This window comes from Vibrio sp. 704, from assembly GCF_033339295.1.
On the sequence record NZ_JAWOUH010000012.1, the window covers coordinates 64,476 to 86,044 of the forward strand.

The 21,569-nt window shown below is 44.3% G+C and carries 15 protein-coding genes; 5 read left to right on the plus strand and 10 right to left on the minus strand.

Annotation, left to right across the window (positions count from 1 at the left end):
* Positions 1-221: 221 nt before the first annotated feature.
* Positions 222-1,511 carry an NCS2 family permease gene (locus R7R24_RS16250; RefSeq protein ID WP_005381592.1) on the minus strand — a complete coding sequence of 430 codons (1,290 nt, stop codon included), beginning with the start codon at positions 1,509-1,511 and terminating at the stop codon, positions 222-224.
* 1,024 nt (positions 1,512-2,535) lie between these two features.
* On the opposite strand from R7R24_RS16250, the gene R7R24_RS16255 reads away from it, so the two are divergent.
* Positions 2,536-4,008, plus strand: coding sequence for an aminoacyl-histidine dipeptidase (locus R7R24_RS16255; protein ID WP_053350265.1), 1,473 nt, complete (start codon positions 2,536-2,538; stop codon positions 4,006-4,008).
* A gap of 64 nt (positions 4,009-4,072) precedes the next feature.
* Here R7R24_RS16255 and R7R24_RS16260 read toward each other — a convergent pair whose 3' ends face one another.
* Positions 4,073-4,612 (minus strand): DUF3332 domain-containing protein, encoded by a 540-nt coding sequence (locus R7R24_RS16260; protein ID WP_005381596.1) that lies wholly within the window; start codon positions 4,610-4,612, stop codon positions 4,073-4,075.
* 330 nt (positions 4,613-4,942) lie between these two features.
* Here R7R24_RS16260 and R7R24_RS16265 point away from each other — a divergent pair, with 330 nt between their 5' ends.
* The 3 genes from R7R24_RS16265 (at position 4,943) to R7R24_RS16275 (ending at position 9,019) form a co-directional block, all read left to right on the plus strand.
* Positions 4,943-6,010: a succinylglutamate desuccinylase/aspartoacylase family protein gene (locus R7R24_RS16265; protein WP_054576939.1), complete on the plus strand. Its 1,068-nt coding sequence runs from the start codon at positions 4,943-4,945 to the stop codon at positions 6,008-6,010.
* Between the two features lie 263 nt (positions 6,011-6,273).
* Positions 6,274-8,460, plus strand: a complete 2,187-nt coding sequence (locus R7R24_RS16270; protein WP_054579044.1) for a TonB-dependent receptor domain-containing protein — start codon at positions 6,274-6,276, stop codon at positions 8,458-8,460.
* A gap of 118 nt (positions 8,461-8,578) precedes the next feature.
* The gene (locus R7R24_RS16275; RefSeq protein ID WP_054579043.1) at positions 8,579-9,019 is read left to right on the plus strand and encodes a hypothetical protein; all 441 of its coding nucleotides are present in this window, start codon (positions 8,579-8,581) and stop codon (positions 9,017-9,019) included.
* A gap of 90 nt (positions 9,020-9,109) precedes the next feature.
* Here R7R24_RS16275 and R7R24_RS16280 read toward each other — a convergent pair whose 3' ends face one another.
* Together R7R24_RS16280 and purL are read right to left on the minus strand one after the other, a co-directional pair.
* The gene (locus R7R24_RS16280; protein ID WP_025998700.1) at positions 9,110-9,418 is read right to left on the minus strand and encodes a DUF3622 domain-containing protein; all 309 of its coding nucleotides are present in this window, start codon (positions 9,416-9,418) and stop codon (positions 9,110-9,112) included.
* A 296-nt stretch (positions 9,419-9,714) separates the two neighbouring features.
* Positions 9,715-13,608 carry a phosphoribosylformylglycinamidine synthase gene (gene purL / locus R7R24_RS16285; RefSeq protein ID WP_054579042.1) on the minus strand — a complete coding sequence of 1,298 codons (3,894 nt, stop codon included), beginning with the start codon at positions 13,606-13,608 and terminating at the stop codon, positions 9,715-9,717.
* A gap of 299 nt (positions 13,609-13,907) precedes the next feature.
* Here purL and mltF point away from each other — a divergent pair, with 299 nt between their 5' ends.
* Positions 13,908-15,485 (plus strand): membrane-bound lytic murein transglycosylase MltF, encoded by a 1,578-nt coding sequence (gene mltF / locus R7R24_RS16290; protein ID WP_031777268.1) that lies wholly within the window; start codon positions 13,908-13,910, stop codon positions 15,483-15,485.
* 588 nt (positions 15,486-16,073) lie between these two features.
* On the opposite strand, the gene tadA is transcribed toward mltF, so the two are convergent.
* The 6 genes from tadA to R7R24_RS16320 form a co-directional block, all read right to left on the minus strand.
* Positions 16,074-16,622: a tRNA adenosine(34) deaminase TadA gene (tadA, locus tag R7R24_RS16295; RefSeq protein ID WP_054579961.1), complete on the minus strand. Its 549-nt coding sequence runs from the start codon at positions 16,620-16,622 to the stop codon at positions 16,074-16,076.
* Between the two features lie 212 nt (positions 16,623-16,834).
* Complete coding sequence (locus R7R24_RS16300; protein WP_017635695.1) at positions 16,835-18,394, minus strand: AbgT family transporter; 1,560 nt, start codon at positions 18,392-18,394, stop codon at positions 16,835-16,837.
* A 288-nt stretch (positions 18,395-18,682) separates the two neighbouring features.
* The gene (locus tag R7R24_RS16305) at positions 18,683-19,093 is read right to left on the minus strand and encodes a prepilin-type N-terminal cleavage/methylation domain-containing protein (RefSeq protein WP_054579040.1); all 411 of its coding nucleotides are present in this window, start codon (positions 19,091-19,093) and stop codon (positions 18,683-18,685) included.
* Entirely contained in the window at positions 19,083-20,378 is a 1,296-nt protein-coding gene (locus R7R24_RS16310; protein WP_054579039.1) for a hypothetical protein, read from the minus strand. Before R7R24_RS16310 ends, R7R24_RS16305 begins: the two co-directional genes overlap by 11 nt.
* The gene (locus R7R24_RS16315) at positions 20,378-21,004 is read right to left on the minus strand and encodes a PilW family protein (protein WP_033905826.1); all 627 of its coding nucleotides are present in this window, start codon (positions 21,002-21,004) and stop codon (positions 20,378-20,380) included. Before R7R24_RS16315 ends, R7R24_RS16310 begins: the two co-directional genes overlap by 1 nt.
* Before the next feature lie 8 nt (positions 21,005-21,012).
* Positions 21,013-21,528, minus strand: coding sequence for a GspH/FimT family pseudopilin (locus R7R24_RS16320; RefSeq protein ID WP_054579038.1), 516 nt, complete (start codon positions 21,526-21,528; stop codon positions 21,013-21,015).
* Positions 21,529-21,569: the final 41 nt, after the last annotated feature.

Consider the following 21,569-nt stretch of genomic DNA (forward strand, 5'->3'; position numbering starts at 1 on the left):
AGCGAAGTCACTCAAAAGCGGAATGCTCACTAACTTCTCCAAAATGTTTGGAGACGAGGATTTCAAGCTGCGCAAACGATTATTCTACCGAAACACACCGCTAATACCAACGGTGATATCATAATTCTCTGCCTATTCCGCAGAAAAACCGTCTTCTGTGAACAACGTAAAAAAGAAAAAGCCAGCGTGAATAAATCCACACTGGCTTTTTGCTCGAGAAATTAACCGACGAGGTATTTAACGATGAAGATGGCTGACATCACCCATACACTCATCGACACTTCACGGCCCTTGCCGCTAAATAATTTGATCGCCGCGTATGCGATAAAGCCTAACGTGATACCTTCTGCAATCGAGAATGTTAGCGGCATCACCAAACAAGTCACAACAACTGGCGACGCTTCAGTTAAGTCACGCCAATCAATGCTTACTAGCCCAGACAGCATCAAGATCGCCACATAGAATAGCGCACCTGACGTTGCATAAGCAGGGATCATACCCGCAAGTGGTGAGAACAATAGAGCAAGTAGGAAGAGTACACCAACAACCACGGCTGTTAGACCAGTACGCCCACCCGCAGCCACACCAGAAACGCTTTCAATATAAGATGTCGTGTTAGAGGTACCAAGTAATGCACCTACTGACGTTGCTGTTGAGTCTGCAAGTAACGCTTTGTTTAAACGAGGGATGTTGCCATTCTCATCAGTTAGACCTGCTTTTTGAGAAACGCCAACGAGCGTACCTGCGGTGTCAAATAAATCGACAAATAGGAAAGCAAATACGACGGAAATCATGCCTACTTCAAACAAACCAGAGAAATCCAGTTGCATGAAAGTTGGCGCAATGCTTGGTGGCGTTGACATAATACCGCCCCACTGCACATCACCAAATAGAAGACCAAGCGCTGTAACGCCAAGAATGGCGATCATCACCGCACCTTTCACACCACGGTGAACCAGTGCAATCGTAAGAAAGAAGCCAATCGCGGCCAATACAGATGGCAATGATGTGATCTCTCCCATAGAAACTAATGTCGCTGGGTTATCAACGACGATACCTGCATTTTTTAATGCGATAAACGCTAAGAAAAGACCAATACCAGCTGAAATACCTGTTCGTAGAGAATGCGGGATCGAGTTAATAATCCACTCACGGATCTTAAATACGCTTAAAAGAATGAACAGAAGGCCAGAAACAAATACAGCCGCTAACGCAACTTGCCACGTATAACCCATTCCCAATACAACAGAGTAAGTGAAAAATGCGTTCAGGCCCATTCCTGGTGCCTGTGCGATTGGGTAATTCGCAACAAATCCCATAATAAAACAGCCGATTGCGGCAGCAAGACAAGTCGCGACAAAAATGGCACCACGGTCCATACCGGTATCCGACAGGATCGCTGGGTTTACAAAAATAATGTAAGCCATAGTTAGGAAGGTCGTAACACCTGCAATGATCTCAGTACGCACATTTGTGCCATTTTCACTGAGTTTAAAAAGCCTCTCGAGCATGATCGAATCCTGTAAAGGTAAAAAAGTAAACGGTTGCGTAATCGATTGGCGGGAATTATAAAGTTATCAAATAGCAAATTCTAGATAGAATCTTCACTCTAATGCGTTTTTTTTCTTTGGATATGAAACATATTCTCTAACCCATCTAAGCAAGTAAAGAAATATATTCTTATAAAACAATAGGTAACCCAGATAAGACAGTTCCCTAAAAGAGAATGAAAACTGAGCAATGTACTAAACTTTCAGATGAAAAAGGCCCATTTTAAACATGGTATCTAACAGATTTGATGGAAAAGTCGATAAAACCGAAGAATGGGGAATAGAAGAAGGCTTTGATGGCAATAAGTGAGTCAGGAAGAGAAAATAGAGATAAAAAAACGCCACCCAATTTGGGTGGCGGTGAATCATGTCAGCACTATCACTGAAAAAAAATTCCAATTTATAGGGGTGAACAAACTGTTCGAGTCACATGCGTTGACTTCACTTAGTAGCCAAAGCTTGTTGGGTATACAAAGTTACCGGTGTAAACAGACTTGCTATTCCAGAACATTGTACTTGGTAAACCTTTCATAACTATCACCTTTTAAATCAATTAAACATTCGTTGATTTCTCGGTTCCTTGGAGGCGATAAAACGGACTCATCCTTTGAGCATTTCATTCTTCTCTCAGAAGCTGGTTACAAATATACCACCAAGAAATTTAATTACAAGCATTTTAGTGATTGGAATCACAAAAAATACATAAATTGACCTTTATCAAAGTTTATATGTAATTAAATTACAATTTTATGAATTAAAAAATAAAGCCACTTTCAGAATGTATGATAGAGAACACATAGAGCTTGTTATTGTATTCACAAACTGTGACAGTTCTGAGAGAAATCCTTGTGATCGCGACTACTCGTACTCCTTATCTGGTGGTATGCTAACGGCAATTTGAAGGCCAAATCGTCTAGCATTTAATGCTACCTTGACAACATTTTTACGGTATATATTTGGCAAAGCACATCAAAAGGAGTCCTCCGTGTCTGAGTTCCATTCTGAGATCAGTACCTTATCACCTGCTCCACTTTGGCAGTTTTTCGATAAGATTTGTTCTATCCCTCATCCATCGAAACATGAAGAAGCATTAGCACAGTACATTATCAACTGGGCAACAGAGCAAGGCTTTGACGTTCGCCGTGATCCAACCGGTAACGTGTTCATCAAAAAGCCCGCGACACCAGGAATGGAAAATAAGAAGGCTGTTGTACTTCAAGCACACATCGACATGGTGCCGCAGAAAAACGAAGACACTGAACACGACTTCACCAAAGATCCAATCCAACCTTACATCGATGGCGAATGGGTAACTGCGAAAGGCACGACGCTTGGTGCAGATAACGGTATTGGTATGGCTTCTTGCCTTGCTGTATTGGCATCTAAAGATATTAAGCACGGTCCACTCGAAGTTCTGCTGACGATTGATGAAGAAGCAGGCATGACTGGCGCATTTGGCCTTGAAGCTGGTTGGTTAGAGGGTGAGATTCTTCTAAATACAGACTCTGAGCAAGAAGGCGAAGTCTACATGGGTTGTGCAGGTGGCGTTGATGGCACCATGACTTTCGATATTTCTCGAGAATCAACGCCTGCAGGTTTTGTAACACGCCAACTGACGCTGAAAGGCCTAAAAGGTGGTCACTCAGGTTGTGACATTCACACAGGTCGCGGTAATGCCAACAAATTACTTGGTCGTTTCCTTGCCGGTCATGCTCAAGAGCTTGATTTACGTTTAGTCGAATTCCGTGGCGGTAGCTTACGTAATGCAATCCCTCGCGAAGCGTTTGTTACTGTCGCGCTTCCTGTCGAAAACCAAGACAAGCTTGCTGAGCTGTTCAACCACTACACTGAGCTGCTTAAAACTGAATTGGGTAAAATCGAAACAGGTATCGTAACCTTTAATGAAGTGATCACGACTGACGCGCAAGTATTTTCAATCGCCGATCAGCAACGATTCATTGCGGCACTTAACGCTTGTCCAAACGGCGTAATCCGTATGAGTGATGAGGTGGAAGGCGTTGTTGAAACTTCTCTAAACGTTGGTGTGATCAGCACAGAAGAAAATAAAGTCACCGTGCTTTGCTTGATTCGTTCTCTCATTGACTCTGGCCGTAGCCAAGTGGAAAGCATGCTGCGCTCGATTACTGAGCTAGCAGGCGCACAAATTCAGTTCTCAGGCGCTTACCCTGGCTGGAAGCCAGATGCAGATTCCGAGATCATGGCAATTTTCCGTGATATGTATGAAGGCATTTACGGTCATAAGCCGAACATCATGGTCATCCATGCTGGTCTTGAGTGTGGCCTATTTAAAGAACCATACCCACACATGGATATGGTTTCTTTCGGTCCAACAATAAAATTCCCTCACTCTCCAGATGAGAAAGTGAAGATTGATACTGTTCAGTTGTACTGGGAACAGATGGTCGCGCTTTTAGAAGCGATTCCAGAGAAAGCATAATTCAATCACGAAAAATGACAAAGGGTGCCATACGGCACCCTTTTTTTGGTTTAGTTGAACCCAACTACACACGGTTTTGCGCGTAAGCGGCTAATTCATCCATTGAGGTTTGTGCAGCAACTTCACCATCAATGTAGTAAGTAACAAACTCACCATCGCGTACACCCATGAGTGTCGCCTTTTCACCGTTACTGTAAGTAATATCCATTTGAACAGTGTTCTCATCGATTTGCTGCATTCGCCCCTGCTCAATGACACGGTTATCCGCTAATGGTGCGATTGGTGCCGTCGTTAACGACTTATCTAACTGGTGATTGACATCAATGTAAGTATCTACCTTTGTATCGAAGATATGTGGCTTACCATTTAACGGGTTCTTACCCGTCCAAAATTCTAGAGAGTTAAACACGATATAATCCGCTGCGATCGCGACACCATAAACAGGCGCTAAAAGCATATTTAGGCCACCTCGAGCGTAACGGTTGTCAACAGCTTTCAAGTTAAACCCCATGACATAACCTGTCACGGCATTACTACCTACGCAACCTGAAAGTGAAACTGCTACCGCAGTCAATGCACCAATTTTAGCAATTGCCTTTTTCATCAAAACCTCTAGTTAGAAAGTGTGAAACCTCAAATTCGGCGCGGATATTATCGGATAAAAAGTAGGGTTAAAAGTCCGTTTTTTTGTCCTCCATGAACAGTATTATTTTTAATACAGTCACATTTTTTAAGGCTATTATTGCGCTCTCTTCTCTATGGCTTGTTATGTATTAAACTGATAGAAAAGATCATATTGAAAACAAAAACTTCACACATACCAAAATTTCACGCATGACGATTAAAGTAATTTGTCGTGTCCTTAATGAGAATGATTAGTGCGATTTTGCAGCAATTGTTACATTGCTGATGACGCATTTGACAGAGATGGTTTATGGCCAGAAGTAAAAAAAGCAAAGTGTTTGAGCTCTTAGGACATCAAATACAACCAGGGCAACGATTAGAGATCGAATTTGAAGCAGCGAAGCTATATACACATTCGCCTTTATCTATTCCTGTGGAAATAATCCATGGGAAACAAGAAGGACCAGTTTTAATGGTGAATGCTGCTATCCATGGTGATGAGCTTAATGGCGTAGAAATCGTTCGTCAGATCATTAACCAACTGGATCCACAAAAACTGAAAGGCACTGTCATTGCAGTACCTATCGTTAACGTTTTTGGTTTCATCCATAAATCTCGTTACTTGCCCGACCGACGAGATCTCAACCGTTGCTTTCCTGGCAGTGAAAAAGGCGCACTTGCATCTCGTATGGCACACGGGTTCTTTAACAACATTGCCAAGCGTTGTGACTACATTTTGGATCTACACACAGGGGCCATTCATCGCACGAACTTGCCACAGATCCGCGCAAACTTAAGCAACCCAGAAACTCTGCGTATTGCTCAAGCATTTGCAACGCCAGTGATTGTTGATTCAGCATTGCGTGATGGCTCTTTACGCAGTGAAGCAGAAAAATGTGATATTCCAGTGCTCACCTACGAGGCTGGCGAAGCATTGCGCTTTGATCCACTTTCGATCAGCGCTGGTGTGTTCGGGGTTCGGCGCGTAATGCAAGCCATTGGTATGTTGCGAGCGAGCAGGAAAAAGCTGCCTGAGCCTATCATAGCGAAGTCCACCAGCTGGGTTCGCGCGTCAGGTAACGGCATTTTGCGTACTGTCGTTAATCTGGGAGACAAAGTAGAACAGGGTGAAACGCTCGCTTATATTAGCTCTCCTCTTGGTCATGATGAGATAGAACTAAAAGCCCCGAAGCGTGGTTTAGTTATCGGTCAACAAACATTACCATTGGTGAACGAAGGCGATGCAATTTTCCACCTTGCCTATTTTAACCAAGGTGATAATGCTTTAGAGCAAGCAGTCGAAAGCTATATTGAAGGCCTCACTGAATTCGATGCCGAGCCGCTGACCACCGGACAGATACCGTTAGAAACTCAGTAATTCCTACCAAGTAGGCGCCTGATTAGCTCAAAAGGAGCAACAGTGCTCGCACTATCTTGTTTAAAGCCAATAAGCTCAGCGTCCATGATGCTGGGCTTTTTGTTTTATGTACGCTAACGATACTTATCGTAGTTTCCACGAATGGATAAAAAACTTTACAATCCGTCGCAAAAACACATTTGATAATTAATCTCATTATCATTTATTAATCGTAATAATGTTCTTATAATCCCAGCTTCATAAAAACACTATAAATCATCAATATGAAACGATTAAAAAGTCATCCATTCAAAGTAAATCTCATTTCACTGGCTTTGCTCTTCCCTCTTTATTCATATGCCGAGACAGCGCCAAATGAAGAGCTTGAAGTCATAGGCGTTCGTTATGCCAAACCTATTACCATTGCTGAGCCTGCGCAAACCACCATTAATTGGTCAGAGATTGAAGAGCAACAGTACTCTAATTTTGCCTCAATGATCGATGCCGTTCCCGGTGCATCAATAGATGGTGGCGGTCGTTCTGGTGGCGAACGTATTAACATTCGTGGTTTTGATGATCCAAGCGATATCGCCGTCTTTGTCGATGGCGCTCCAATCGGCTTTCAACAATACCGCTACGGTACCTTCTTTTTTGATCCGTTCTTAATTGGCGAAGCAGAAATTATCAAGGGCGCGCACGACTATCGAGCACTCAACGGGAAGTTTGGTGGCTCCATTCGCATTAAAACCAAAAGTGTCGATGATCTCCTGTACGGCGAAAGAAACTTTGGTGCTCGCATCTCAAGTGCATACAACACCAACGGCGATGAGAACGCCTACACGCTAACACTCTATGGTAAAAACGATACTGGTTTTTATTTTCTAGCGAATGGCTCGGTAAAAGATTCTGATGACATTAAAGTCGGAGGTGGTGAAACGCTGGATTACTCAGGTTATGAGCAAGAAAACATGCTCGTAAAGGTCGGTTATGAAAACAACGATCACGAGTTTGAAATTAGCCACACTCGCTACAAAGATGAAGGTCGTAAACCTTGGGCTAACCGCCGCGGAAAAATGCCTAACATCACCGAATACAATATCAAGAAATACGGCTCATTAGAAAAAGCCCAATACGCTTACACCGTCGATAACAAATACACGGACAACACCACAACCATCTCTTACCACTACATGCCGACTAACCCGTATATTGATTTCAATATCAAAATGGCACGTTCCGAAAACGATCGTCATTGGGTTCGCCCTGACGTAGCATTCGAGAAAATGTTCGTTTCTGTTGGCAGTTACGGTCATGAGTCATGGCTGAGTTACGAGCGTGACTACGTTGATGTGTTTAACCAAGCACAATTCGGAGACCACACTCTAATCACTGGGCTTCAATATCAAAAAACCGATAGAGACTCGTTAGTATTCAACGCATCATACGACAGTAATGAAGCAAAAAATTACGGTTGGTACACCCCTTACTACGAACCATCTGGCACGCAGTCAATTTATGCCGCTTACATTGCTGATCACTATCAAGCAACAAACCGCCTAACAATCACACCTTCTCTGCGTTACGAATACATCAAGAGTGAAGGAAAAGGGAACGCTGCGCCGGATTATAATGATCCAGCTGCCGGACATAACTACGGTGAAACGACGCATAAAGGCTTTAGCCCACGTTTGGATATCGACTTTGATGCGAGCAATAATACGCGTTTAAACGCCTCCTACGCCTACGCTTTAAAAGCACCAACCGTTGATAACATCTACTCAGTGCAATATGCGCGAGCTACCGCTACGGCTACTGCTTTGAATCTGGACGTGTCTCGTATCCATGCTTATCAAGCAAGCGTTATCAACTTAACGGAAGGGCTGGTGAACTCTCGCGATAACCTCGCAACAGAGTTAACTATGTTCTATAACGATGTTAACGACACAGTTGATATACGAACGGGCGAAAACCTCGACAAAAATACTACTGAGTTACAAAGCTGGAATACAAACCTAGATGGCTTTAAAAATTATGGCTTTGAGCTAATTTCACAATACCGGATTGAAGATTTCTACAGTAATTTCTCAGCAAGTTACATTCGCGGCAAAAACAAAGGTAGCCTATCTGACTCTACAGGTTCAGATGATGATCATCCTGATGTACCGCCATTAAACATTAATCTGGGTTTAGGTTACGAATGGATTCCTGGTTTACGTACGGGCTGGGAAGTCCGTTGGTATGATGCGCAAACCAAAACCAAGGCAAGCGGTAATAATTTAAAAGTGAAATCGCCAAGTGAGCAATACACGCTACAAAACGCTTACGTGGTTTGGGAAATACAACAAGTCGAAGGCTTGAGCGTTGGCGCGGTTGTGAAAAACTTAACCGATCGTTACTACGAAGCATACCTATCTAATGGCGTGCCTTCGCCTGGTCGCGAAGTCAAACTGCACCTCACTTATCAATACTAACCATACCTAAAAGATGCAGGGCAGACATTAACTGCCCTGTTATATCGTATCCAATGGCCATAATTGCACGCCGTTTTATTTATCAGTATTATCATTTCCTTTTGCTTGCATACACATTATGAACAATCTAAAAACACGGCTTCTTCTGATTTGCTTCTTCCCTGTAGGTAGCCTAGCGCAAGCTTCTGAGAACATTGCAGACTACTTAAAAGAACAAAGCAAGCACCAAGTTTCAGAAGATTTTTACGCACAGCCAACAGCAAATAACCTGAATCTAGATGCAAAAACTAACTCTTTAACTTGGCACGAAGATGGTAAGCCGGATCACTGTCGTTACGCCAAGCAGCCCAAAGACGTCGCAACACATTTCGACTACGGTGAAGCAAACGATCTATCTGACGGCTTACAACACTTTGATTTACCGGAAAGACATTCTGCAAAGGTCAAATCGACACATCGCACTTATGCTAATAACCCTCACCTTCTTCCTGGCAATAAACAATTTGCAGCCCCTGAAGACGGCACGTTTAGCCTGTCCGTATCATCGGATTGTTTTTAGCCGATATAAATAAAAAATGCCCTGAGACAAAACTCAGGGCATTTTCACTATTTGTTTGATGGGTAACGTCACCATCTCACCGATTTAAACTTATTCTTCGTCAGTGTCTACTTCGGTTTCACGTGCTTTGCGGGCTTCTTCTTTACGAACTTTTGCCGCTAGTTGTTCTGCTTCACGCTCTTGACGTTGCGCTGCTTTACGCTCGTTACGAACCACTTGGTTTTGGATAAATCCAGCCAGTTCTTGTTCAGCCCAAGCTTGTGCTTTCTCTTCGCTGTCAAAGCCTGTTTCACGCTTTGATACTACAGTCTTACGAGATGTCACTTGGCGAGTGATTTCTGCGCTCCAGCCGTTACGTTTTTCAGTGACGCGGATAGCAAATTTTGGATTCTTAGACATTTCTTTCATTTCCTAAGGGATTTAGGGATCAATCAGGGATTCGGTCAACTTGATAACTCCATCTAAGCTGAGCTGTTTAACACCATCCCTTGGTAAGCGCGGTATTAGAGCATAAAAGTAATCTAAACGCTGCAAGTTTTTTACGCTAGATAATAGATGACAAAGAAGAGGCAGAACAAAGCAACGTTTCGCCAAGTCACTAGAAAGAGCGACGAAGAAAAAAAGAGTGATAAGAAAAAAGAAAGCGCTGGTCTCTCAACCAACGCTTTACTTAAGCTACATTAACCTTTGGTTAATTAACCGATATTCTTACGGGCATTTTGGAACATACGCATCCAAGCGCCATTTTCACCCCAACCTTCCGGAGCCCAAGAATTTGCAACTGTGCGGAATACGCGCTCTGGGTGAGGCATCATGATAGTTACGCGACCGTCTGCTGTTGTTAAACCGGTAATCGCGTTTGGCGAACCATTCGGGTTGTTCGGGTATTGTTGTGTTGGGTTACCGAGGTTATCCACGTAACGAACCGCAACCGTACCTGATGCTTCAATCGCTGCTAGGTGCTCTGCATCACGTACTTCTACACGTCCTTCTCCGTGGGAAACCGCGATTGGCATACGCGAACCAGCCATGCCGTCGAAGAATACAGAATCAGATTTCTGAACTTCAACTAGACTAAAGCGCGCTTCAAAACGCTCAGATTCGTTGCGCACAAAACGTGGCCACAAGTCTGCACCTGGGATCAGCTCTTTCAGGTTTGATAGCATCTGACAACCGTTACATACACCTAAAGAGAACGTCTCTTCACGGTTGAAGAAGGCTTGGAACTGTTCACGAGCTTGTGCGTTAAACAGGATAGACTTAGCCCAACCTTCACCCGCACCTAGTACGTCGCCGTAAGAGAAGCCACCACAAGCTACTAGGCCATGGTATTCATCCAGTACCGCTTGGCCTGTTAGGATATCGCTCATATGGATGTCGGTTGCTTCAAAGCCTGCTCTGTCAAACGCTGCTGCCATTTCGACGTGGGAGTTAACGCCCTGCTCACGTAGAATTGCCATCTTAGGTTTAGCACCTTTCGCAATGTACGGTGCTGCAACGTCTTCATTTACGTCGAAGCTGAGCTTAACGTTTAGACCCGGGTCAGAGTTGTCTTTCTTAGCTTCGTGCTCTTGGTCTGCACACGCTGGGTTATCACGTAGGCTTTGCATCTTATGCGTTGTTTCAGCCCAGATAACGCGTAGTTCGGTACGTGAACGTTCAAGCACAACTGCATCACCAGAAGTGATAACAAAGTCGTCTGAAGCTTCAACAGAACCAATCACATGTGAGCATGCCTCTAAGCCGTTTGCCGCCAGAGTAGATAGAACTGAATCTAGATCATCATTCTTAACTTGAACAACCGCACCTAGCTCTTCGTTAAATAGAACGGCTAGCGCATCATCACCCAGCTCTGCGATGTTCGCTTTTACGCCACAGTGGCCCGCGAATGTCATCTCAGCCAGTGTAACAAAAAGACCGCCGTCGCCTTTATCGTGGTAAGCCACTAGCTTGTCATCACGTACTAACGCTTGCATTGCATCAAAGAAGCCTTTTAGCTGCTCTGCATTATCTACGTCAGCAGGTTTGTCACCCAGCTGTTTGTATACTTGTGCCAATGCTGTCGCACCTAAGCGGTTTTTGCCGTTACCCAAGTCAACAAGAACTAGAGAAGTCTTTCCGTTGTCAGTGCGTAGTTGTGGAGTCACGGTCTTACGTACGTCTTCCACACGACCAAATGCCGTGATAACTAACGACAGTGGAGAAGTGACTTCTTTGCTCTCGCCGTTTTCTTCCCACTTGGTTTTCATCGACATGGAGTCTTTACCTACTGGGATAGTCAAACCTAACGCAGGACACAATTCTTCACCAACCGCTTTCACTGCTTCGTAAAGACCCGCATCTTCACCTGGGTGACCCGCTGGAGACATCCAGTTCGCAGACAGTTTAATGTGTTTAATATCACCGATGTCTGTTGCCGCAATGTTCGTTAGTGACTCACCAACGGCTAGGCGAGCCGATGCTCCAAAGTCTAGTAATGCCACTGGCGTGCGCTCACCCATCGACATTGCTTCGCCATGGTAAGTGTCGTAGCTTGCCGCTGTTACTGCGCAGTTTGCTACTGGTACCTGCCAAGGACCAACCATTTGATCACGAGCAACCAGACCCGTTACTGTTCGGTCACCGATAGTAATTAGGAATGTTTTTTCTGCAACAGCAGGAAGACGAAGTACGCGATCCACCGCTTCATTAAGCTCAATACCATCACGAACAATGGCAGGGCTTTCCACTTTTAGTGTGGTTGCGTCACGGTGCATCTTCGGTGGCTTACCAAGCAGGATATCCATTGGCATATCGATTGGCGTATTGTCGAAGTGAGAATCTTCTAGCGTTAGATGACGCTCTTCTGTCGCCACACCCACCACTGCATACGGTGCGCGTTCACGCTTACAGATGGCGTCGAATGCTTCCATGTTTTCTGGCGCTACCGCTAGAACGTAACGTTCCTGTGATTCGTTACACCAGATTTCCAGTGGGCTCATGCCCGGCTCATCGTTTGGTACATCGCGTAATTGGAACTTACCGCCACGCTCACCGTCGTCGACAAGTTCAGGCAATGCGTTAGAGATACCGCCTGCACCCACATCGTGGATAAATGCGATTGGGTTATCGTCGCCTAACTGCCAACAACGGTCGATCACTTCCTGACAGCGACGTTCCATCTCTGGGTTTTCACGCTGTACCGAAGCGAAGTCCAGATCTTCTGCTGACTGACCAGATGCCATGGAAGATGCCGCACCACCACCAAGACCGATGTTCATTGCCGGACCACCAAGTACGATTAGGCTCGCACCTACAGGGATCTCTTTCTTCTGTACGTGTTCATCGCGGATGTTACCCATACCACCAGCAATCATGATTGGTTTGTGGTAACCACGAATTTCTTCACCCGCATGAGAAGTGACTTTTTCTTCGTAAGTACGGAAGTAACCCAATAGATTTGGACGACCAAATTCGTTGTTGAATGCCGCGCCGCCAAGAGGACCTTCAAGCATGATGTCTAACGCATTCACAATACGACCCGGCTTGCCGAAGTCGGTTTCCCATGGCTGTTCAAAACCAGGAATACGTAAGTTAGAGGTTGTAAAACCAACCAGACCCGCTTTTGGCTTACCGCCGATACCCGTCGCGCCTTCGTCACGAATTTCACCGCCTGAGCCAGTCGATGCGCCCGGCCACGGAGAGATTGCCGTTGGGTGGTTGTGCGTTTCTACCTTCATCAAGATGTGCGTATCTTCATGGTGGTACGTGTATTGACGAGATTTAGGGTCAGGGAAAAAACGCCCCGCTTTAGAACCTGTCATAACGGCTGCGTTGTCTTTGTATGCAGACAGCACATAGTCAGGTGTCGTTTCAAAAGTGTTTTTGATCATTTTGAACAAAGACTTAGGTTGATCTACCCCGTCGATAGTCCAATCTGCGTTAAAAATTTTGTGGCGACAATGCTCTGAGTTCGCCTGAGCAAACATCATCAATTCAATGTCGTTTGGGTTACGCCCAAGCTTAGTAAAGTTCTCTACCAAGTAATCAATTTCATCTTCTGCGAGTGCCAAGCCAAGGGAAACGTTTGCCTCTTCAAGCGCAAGACGACCGCCAGCTAAGATATCAACATGTGCGACAGGCTTAGGCTCTGCAACAGTAAATAATGCTGATGCGGCTTCAAATTCTGTGAATACTGTTTCCATCATACGGTCGTGAATTAACGCTTTAACAGCGTCAGCTTGAGCTTCTGATAGAACAACTGAAGATTCGACATAATAAGCCGTACCACGCTCTAGACGTTTCACTTTATCCAGACCACAGTTAACAGCGATATCGGTAGATTTAGAAGACCAAGGCGAGATAGTGCCAGGACGAGGCGTGACAAGAAGTAGAAGACCTTCAGGCTCATGCTCTTCGATGGTTGGGCCGTAAGTTAGTAACTTTTCAAGTTTTTCTAACTCTTGGTCATCAAGGTCTGACTTTAGATCGGCAAAGTGCATAAACTCGGCATAAATGCCAGTTACAGGCAGATCTTGTTCACGACAAAGTTCCAGTAGTTTATTAACACGAAACTCAGAAAGAGCTGGGGAGCCACGCAAAATTCTCATGTGCTTAGGTCTCTTATGCAATTGATTAAGGTGATATTGGAATAAATTCAGACACTTAAAATAAGCCCTGTCGAACCTATGCCGATTCCACCTCGTCATTGCGAGCGCATTATATAGTAATTGTTTTTGTGATGTAACACCAAAAGCAACCGTTTGCGTCATTTTTTTTGTCAAATTTGAATTACAACTAAAATGTCGATAAAACACACAATGTCACGTTATAAGTGTGTGATTCACTTTGCCCCATGAGCTCGCTTTGATATAAAGGCAAATAGAAATTTTCCAAGATGTACCTATTAATGCAAATAAGTCACTTCAACCGGCTCAAGCGCAGTGCTCTAATTTTAGTTTCTGTTCTTTTACTCTCTGCTTGCCAGATTGAGTCGGAGCCCAAAAGTGAATTTGAAAAAATTCAAGAACGTGGTGTGCTTCGTGTTGGCACGCTAAACAATCAGCTTTCCTACTACATAGGTCCCGATGGTCCCGCAGGGTTGGATTACGAATTGGCGCGTCAGTTTGCGGAGCAGCTCGGCGTCAAACTCGAGATTAAACCAGCCTTTCGCCAGGCTGAGCTTTTTCCTGCTCTTAAGAAAGGAGATATCGATATCATCGCTACGGGTTTAAATCAAACGTCACAAGCAGTCAAACGATTTAGACCAGGCCCTGCCTATTATTATGTAAGCCAACAAGTGGTATATAAAAAAGGGCAACTTCGACCACGTGATATCGAACAACTCATTGAATACCAAGCCTCGAAAGACGACGAGTCCGACGAAGATACAAATGCAGGCGCTCAAACATTAAAGATCGTTGAACAATCGCAATATGTTCCGACCCTAACAGCGTTAAAGAAGCAGTATCCAGAACTTCAGTTTGAAATTGTTGGTGATGCTGACACGAGAGACTTACTCAAATACGTATCGACGGGTGAGTTACGTTTTACTGTGACTGATTCGGTGGAACTTTCCCTTGCTCAACGCCTTTACCCCGATCTTGCGCTCGCGTTTGAACTTACAGAAGATCAACCAGTATCTTGGTTTACTCGACGCTCTGAAGACGAAAGTTTGTATGCGATGCTGATAGAGTTTTTCGGTAACATCAAACAATCAGGAGAACTGTCCACCCTCGAAGAAAAGTACATTGGTCATATTGAAGCATTTGACTACGTTGATACTCGCGCATTCATTCGAGCTCTGGATGACAAATTGCCTAAATGGGCACCTTTATTCCAAAAATACAGCGAAGAGTTCGACTGGCGCTTAATTGCAGCATTGGCTTATCAAGAGTCACATTGGAAACCAACAGCAAAATCGCCAACGGGTGTTAGGGGGATGATGATGCTTACTCTGCCAACAGCGAAAAGCGTCGGGGTAACAAACCGTTTAGACCCTGAGCAATCTGTTCGTGGTGGTGTCGAGTACTTACGTCGCATTGTAGGTCGCGTGCCTGATAGCATCAACGAGCATGAAAAAATATGGTTTGCGTTAGCTTCATACAATATTGGTTACGGCCACATGATGGACGCACGACGACTCACCAAAGCACAAGGTGGCGATCCGAACGCTTGGGCCGATGTAAAAGATAGGCTGCCTTTACTGCGTCAGAAGCGCTATTACAGCCAAACTCGCTATGGGTACGCCAGAGGCGATGAAGCGCGTAATTACGTAGAAAATATTCGACGTTACTACCAATCCATCATTGGTCATGTCAGCCAACAGCCAGCGATTGATGAGAATAGCGATGACTTGCAAGTGATTCCGCCGCTCAACCCCGACATTTTGATATCGGGCGCAGTAGAGACCGTCGTAGAACAAGTCTCTGGCGCTTCTGACGTCACGGTTGAAGAAGACACCGAACAAGAAAGCATTGAAGAATAAACCCGCGGTAAACTAAAAAATGACGAGCCTATGAAGCTCGTCATTTTTGTTGAGTCCTAACGAAAACTTATCTAGACTCCAATATTCTGAGTGACACCAACCACACTCAACCATTCCTTTGGTTGGTCGCCTTTTCTTCATCGTTAGTAAAACTGATTGCTTTGTAACAGATTACTTTACAACCACATGGTTTAGCTCACTTGATGAAGCGGCGCTTTCGGCTACACTCTGCCGAAATAACGTCACTCCTATTATTAAGCATCGTATTGAAATTGTTTGCTGGCTCTGTGCAATGCAGAAGTCAAATGAAGAACGTTTAAACCATACAATGTTTAGTGCGATTATCGAGCCTATTGCCAAGCATCAATGAGCCGCACTTTACTGGTATAAGTCTTGTCTGCAGGAGGTTTTGAATATGAGAAGACGTAGAGTGCAGTCAAAGCGTTTAAATAACACAGTAGCTGCTATCCGACGTAAACGTAAACTGACATGTATGAAAAAGAAAGTAAGTTCACGTAATCGTGTTTTTGTACATCTAGTCAATCACTAGTGCGTCCAAGCAAACATCTACCACGTTGTAGGTGTTTGCTAGCCCTCACTACTCCTACTACCTTGTTCGCTCTCTCCATTTTCTAATGCTTTTTGTGCTTGCTTCTTCGCTTTAATTTCCTTTCGGCGGCGCTTAAAAAACGCTTGTAGCTGAGTACGGCACTCATCTTCTAGCAGCCCCTTTTCAATTAAGGCGTAATGGTAAGCGGCTTGACTTTCAAACAAATTAAGCACTGTTCCTGCTGCTCCAGCTTTTAAATCTGGCGCTCCAAAAACAACCCGCTTAACGCGGCTATGCAATAAGGCTCCGGCACACATTGGGCATGGCTCAAGTGTTACATATAACGTCGTATCCAGAAGGCGGTAATTTTCTAGCTTTTGGCCTGCTTTACGCAGCGTTTGGATCTCAGCATGTGCGGTAGCGTCATTAGTACCAATACAGCGATTCCACCCCTCAGCGATAATTTCACCATCTTTGACAAGCACTGCGCCAACAGGTACTTCCCCCTCAGCTTCTGCTTGCTCAGCAAGCTCCATCGCTCTGCGCATAAACAATTCATCTTGAGGGGAAAACGGATGGTTAGACAAAGGAGGCTCCAAAGAAACAAAAAACGATTGAAGTCAGGAATTTTATCACCAACTTCGGTTTCACTACAGCAACACATCACGGGACAAAGTCTGCAACTCCAAAAAACTAGTTACAAGACCTATCGATGTTCGTTTTACGAGAACAAAAAAACGCAGATCGAAGACCTGCGCTTTTTGGCTGCCAATTAGCGGCTTTCACACCCTACACGTTTTTACATTGTGTAAGTGTAAGGAGCTTGAATGCCTAGCGGGATACCTACCATCCAATAAGCAACTAGGAAGATAGACCAACCGATCAGCATTGCGATCGAGAATGGCATCATTAGTGACGCAAGCGTACCGATACCAGCCGACTTCACATAACGCTGACAGTAAACCACAACAAGAGGGAAAAATACCATTAGAGGCGAAATGATGTTCGATACAGAGTCACCCACACGGTAAGCCGCCTGAGACAGCTCAGGCGAGATACCAACCGCCATTAGCATTGGCACTAGGATTGGACCAATTAAAGCCCATTTTGCCGATGCCGAACCAATAAGTAGGTTTACAGACGCGGTTAGAAGGATCATACCGATGATGGTCACTTCACCTGGTAGGTTCATCGCTTTTAAGCCTTCTGCGCCATACAACGCTAGCATCGTACCGATGTTTGACTGAGCAAATGCAGATAGGAACTGAGCACAGAAGAACGACATAACAATGTATGCGCCCATGGTTGACATAGTATCAGCCATCGCTTTGATAATGTCGTTGCTGGTCTTGAACGTTCCAGACACTTTACCGTAAACGTAACCAGGAATGATAAACAGAATAAAGATCAACGGCACGATAGACTTCATTATCGGTGCTGAGAAGGCTGTAATTTCACCTTCAGGCGAGCGAAGTGCTGATGTTTCTGGAATTAACGCTGCAACAAGTAAAGCAATACCCGCCATCATTGCCCAACCTGCATAACGGAATGCTTTTGATTCCAGTTCAGTAAATGAACCTAGGTTTGGCGCGGTTTCCGCATCATCATCAATTGGCATTTTTGATAAACGAGGCTCGATGATTTTCTCTGTCACGTACCAACCAATCCCCACAATAATGATAGAGGATAGGCCAGTGAAGAAGATGTTCGCTAATGGGTTAACCACATATTCAGGATCAAGAACCTGCGCCGCAGTTTGCGTAAAGCCAGCCAATAGCGGATCGATACCTGAAGGGATAAAGTTTGCAGAGAAGCCACCAGATACACCTGCAAATGCTGCCGCAATACCTGCTAAAGGGTGACGACCTGCCGCATGGAAGATAATACCGCCAAGAGGAATAACCAGAACATAGCCTGCATCTGCCGCAGTATGCGATACAATGGCAACCAAAATAAGCATTGGAGTAAGAAGCTTAGCTGGCGTGAAGTTCAGCATCTTCTTAAGACCCGTCGTAATAAAGCCCGAAGAATCTGCAACACCCACACCTAGCATTGCGACAAGTACGATACCCAGTGGCGCAAAGCCAGTAAACGTCGTCACCATGTTAGCAAGGAAACTTGCTAGCGCTTCGCCCGTAAGTAAGTTGGTGATAGTAAGAGCTTCGCCCGTTCGAGGGTTTGGAAGATCGAATGATACATTCGACAAAAGTGCTGACGCCGCCCAAGTAATGATCAATGCCCAGAAGAACAAAATCGCAGGATCAGGAATTTTGTTACCTGTCCTCTCGATAAAGTTTAAAAAGCGCTCCATCCCGCTCGGCTTCGATGATGGTGCCTTATTTACAGCTTGGTTACTCATGGTAACTCCATAGTGAATGATGTTGGTGCCAAGGCCTATTTGAATAATTATAACGACCTACTATCCAACGAGTATTCTAGTAAACACCAATGGAGAAAGCACAAGGTTCTAGATTTTTTTTCATAATTGGAGACATATTTTGCAAAAACACCACTTCAATTAAACATAATAAAAACAGTAGCACATCAACTCGATTAACAGTTCAAAAACCATTTATTAACCGTGACAAATCCGGTATCAAACAGGAATTACACCCGCATTTGTCTCAGCCCATGTATGCAATTGAACTTAGTTTTCGAATTCACTGTATTGTGAGATCATCGTTTTAAGCTGAACTGATCGCGTCTCGCCGATTCTATCCTTCCAGATAGAGGTAATGGTGATAGTTTTCAGTGTTCCTGAAACCGTGGCAGCTGGAACTTCCCACTCGACGACATAAGATCCAGCAACAGAAGAGCCTGTTGCAATAGAAGCAAAATTTGCAGGTGTGATGGTAGACATCGCCGCAGAAGCACCACGCGTCCGGAACCATTCGAGCTGGTTTTCTGCTAGACGCAGTGCTTCAATACTTTTTATGGCATATTCGGATTCGCGTTCTAGATATACGTTTAGCTTAGTTAAACCTAGAGCCCCAACACCGATAAGCAGAAAAGAAATTAGAACTTCAAGAAGGTTAAAACCTTTTTGTTTAGAGATCATTCCAGGAGCCCTTCTTCCAGCGGAAATTAATAATCGGATCAACGACCTCATCGATGTTATCTCGGTTGTAAGCAAAATTTAGAGAGTTAACAAAATAAGCACTGTAACCTGGACTATCTAAGACTTGTCCCCCCGAAAAACTAAATGAGCCACGCTGCAGGTAAACGACTTTATCTAGAGCAAGCGTGGGAAAGTTAGCCGCATCCCCAAAATGATCTTTGGCCTCGAACAAGTTCCAATGTGTATCTAAATCTGTAAGTGAATTAGTCGTAAGTTGATAGAGCATACCAGGGAATGTCATTGAACCATGTACAGCAAAAATACCATCTTGAACCACAAGTAATATTGGAGCTTCTCCAGTAGCGGCAAAAGCTTCATTAAGATAATCAATGCCTCCTTTGATTAGTATCCCATCAGAATCATTCTCATACTCTCCAGAGCTATTCTTTTTAGAGGAAGTAAACTCACAGGACCCCGTAACCCAAATATGAGTTTTCCCTGCTGAAATTTGCTCCCCAACTTTCTTTCCACAATCAGTAACGACTTGGTTAGTTGAGTCGTCGTAATCAATCGTAGTAAACCCCCAGCCTGATTTCACCGAGTTCCAGTCACTGCGTTGCTCTCTAAAAATGTCGTAAAATGGCTCTAGGTCTGCATCTTGAATAAAGTCCTCTCCGTAATCTGAGTCAGAAGAGGTCACACTCATATGTTCCGATTTACAATCTATATTGTTGTGAACAAAATCAGCATAAGGGGCAGAACCATGTATAACCCCTTGGTTTGTCGCTCCAGCACGTGAGTGAAATGCATTCTTATAGCGAATAGCAACACACTCCCACCCACTTCCTACAAATTCGCCAGGATCTGGTGTTGAAAATGCGGAGCTACCATTAACGTATAAATCTGTACTACTTTTTAGTGCTCCGGACGCTCTTCCTCTTGAAAGGACAAGTTGTTTTTCAACGGTCCGGCTGGAGTTTGGAGCTGGTTTGCTTAACAGCTTGTTGTCGGTTTCCAATGCTAATTGATGTAAACCTAAAGGTGTTTCACATCGGCTTGAAATTAGTGAAGTTGCAGAAGAAATATCACCGGTACTTTGAACTAAAGAATAGAAACACTCCAATCCCCCTTCTGCAAGCCAATGTTCTTGTCGTGCTTCAATTTGATTATTGGCACGCTTGATCTGATAAAAAAGAGACTTGTAGCTACCAAGCGACATCATTAATGCCGCAACTAGCAATACACCCACAACTAATAACGCAGCTGCACCTTGTTGTTTCTTCATTACTGCCAGTTCCTTTGCATCGCAGTAAACGACTGCTGCGTGCGAATATCTGTCACGTCTTTCAATTCGGTTCCCAATGTAATGGTCACCAGTGCACTTTTTGCATCAGTGCTTTCTAGCAAATCACTAGTCAGGTCAAATCGATTAACGTGAATAACTTTTTTATCAAAGAGAGTGTTACATGAGCCTGTGCCTGCAAGGTTGACCACGTCATTAACATCCCATATCGTTATTTGCTTTTTTTCACACACAAATAGCGACTCTGGCGTATTAACTCGTTGCTCATAAGCCACGTTTTTATATAAAGGAGCAGAGCCAGAAACACCTATGTAATAGGCGTAAGCAATTAGCCCTCTATCAACATCATCAAGAGTGTAAATTGTGTTCGCTGAGCCCGAGATTTTTATAGAATGACCATTGTTACCGTCAAAACCAGCACGCTGAATGTCGCTCTTGAGCATCTGCACGACACTTTCAGAATTCTGTAACAACATTAACTCTTTCGAACGCTCCATTATCACTCGTTGACCACTCACATAGATTGACCCCACTGTCGCAAGAGAAATAAGCCCAAGCACAGATGCGATCATAAACTCAATAAGGCTCGCCCCTTTTTGTTTAAACATAGCCATCCTTAAGAGCAAGTTGAATAACCGTAATATTCTGTGCCGCTGTTATCACTACATACTCTTACGCGGGCTGATAAAGTATGAGAAATGAGTTTTAAGGCTTTTGATGATTCACCAACAGGATGAAACTTCAAGTTTCCTGATGATGGTCGACCATGGACATCGTCGAAGCTGATTTGATCGGAAGCATAGCTCGGGGTAACGACAATACCGTAATACGGCTTACCTGATAAAGATAACAACACAGTCCCAGCTCCCTCAGCTCCGTTATCTGTCAAATCAATACGCCAGTTTCCGTCACTGGATGAGCTCCCAGACATGATGATGTGTGCCCAAAGTCTTTCACGCCGTAATACTGCTTCAGACTTACCTTCAATAACAAAGCCATGCAATTCATTAGCTAAGCGCTGCATTTTGTTGGTTTCAAAGACATTCTTGAAAGATGGTGCAGCTGTAGCCAATAAAGCACTCAGTACAGCAACAGTAATAAGAAGCTCCAACAACGTAAACCCGCGAGGCATTTCCCAAATTCCTATGTAAACGGCAAAAGGGCCGTAATTCA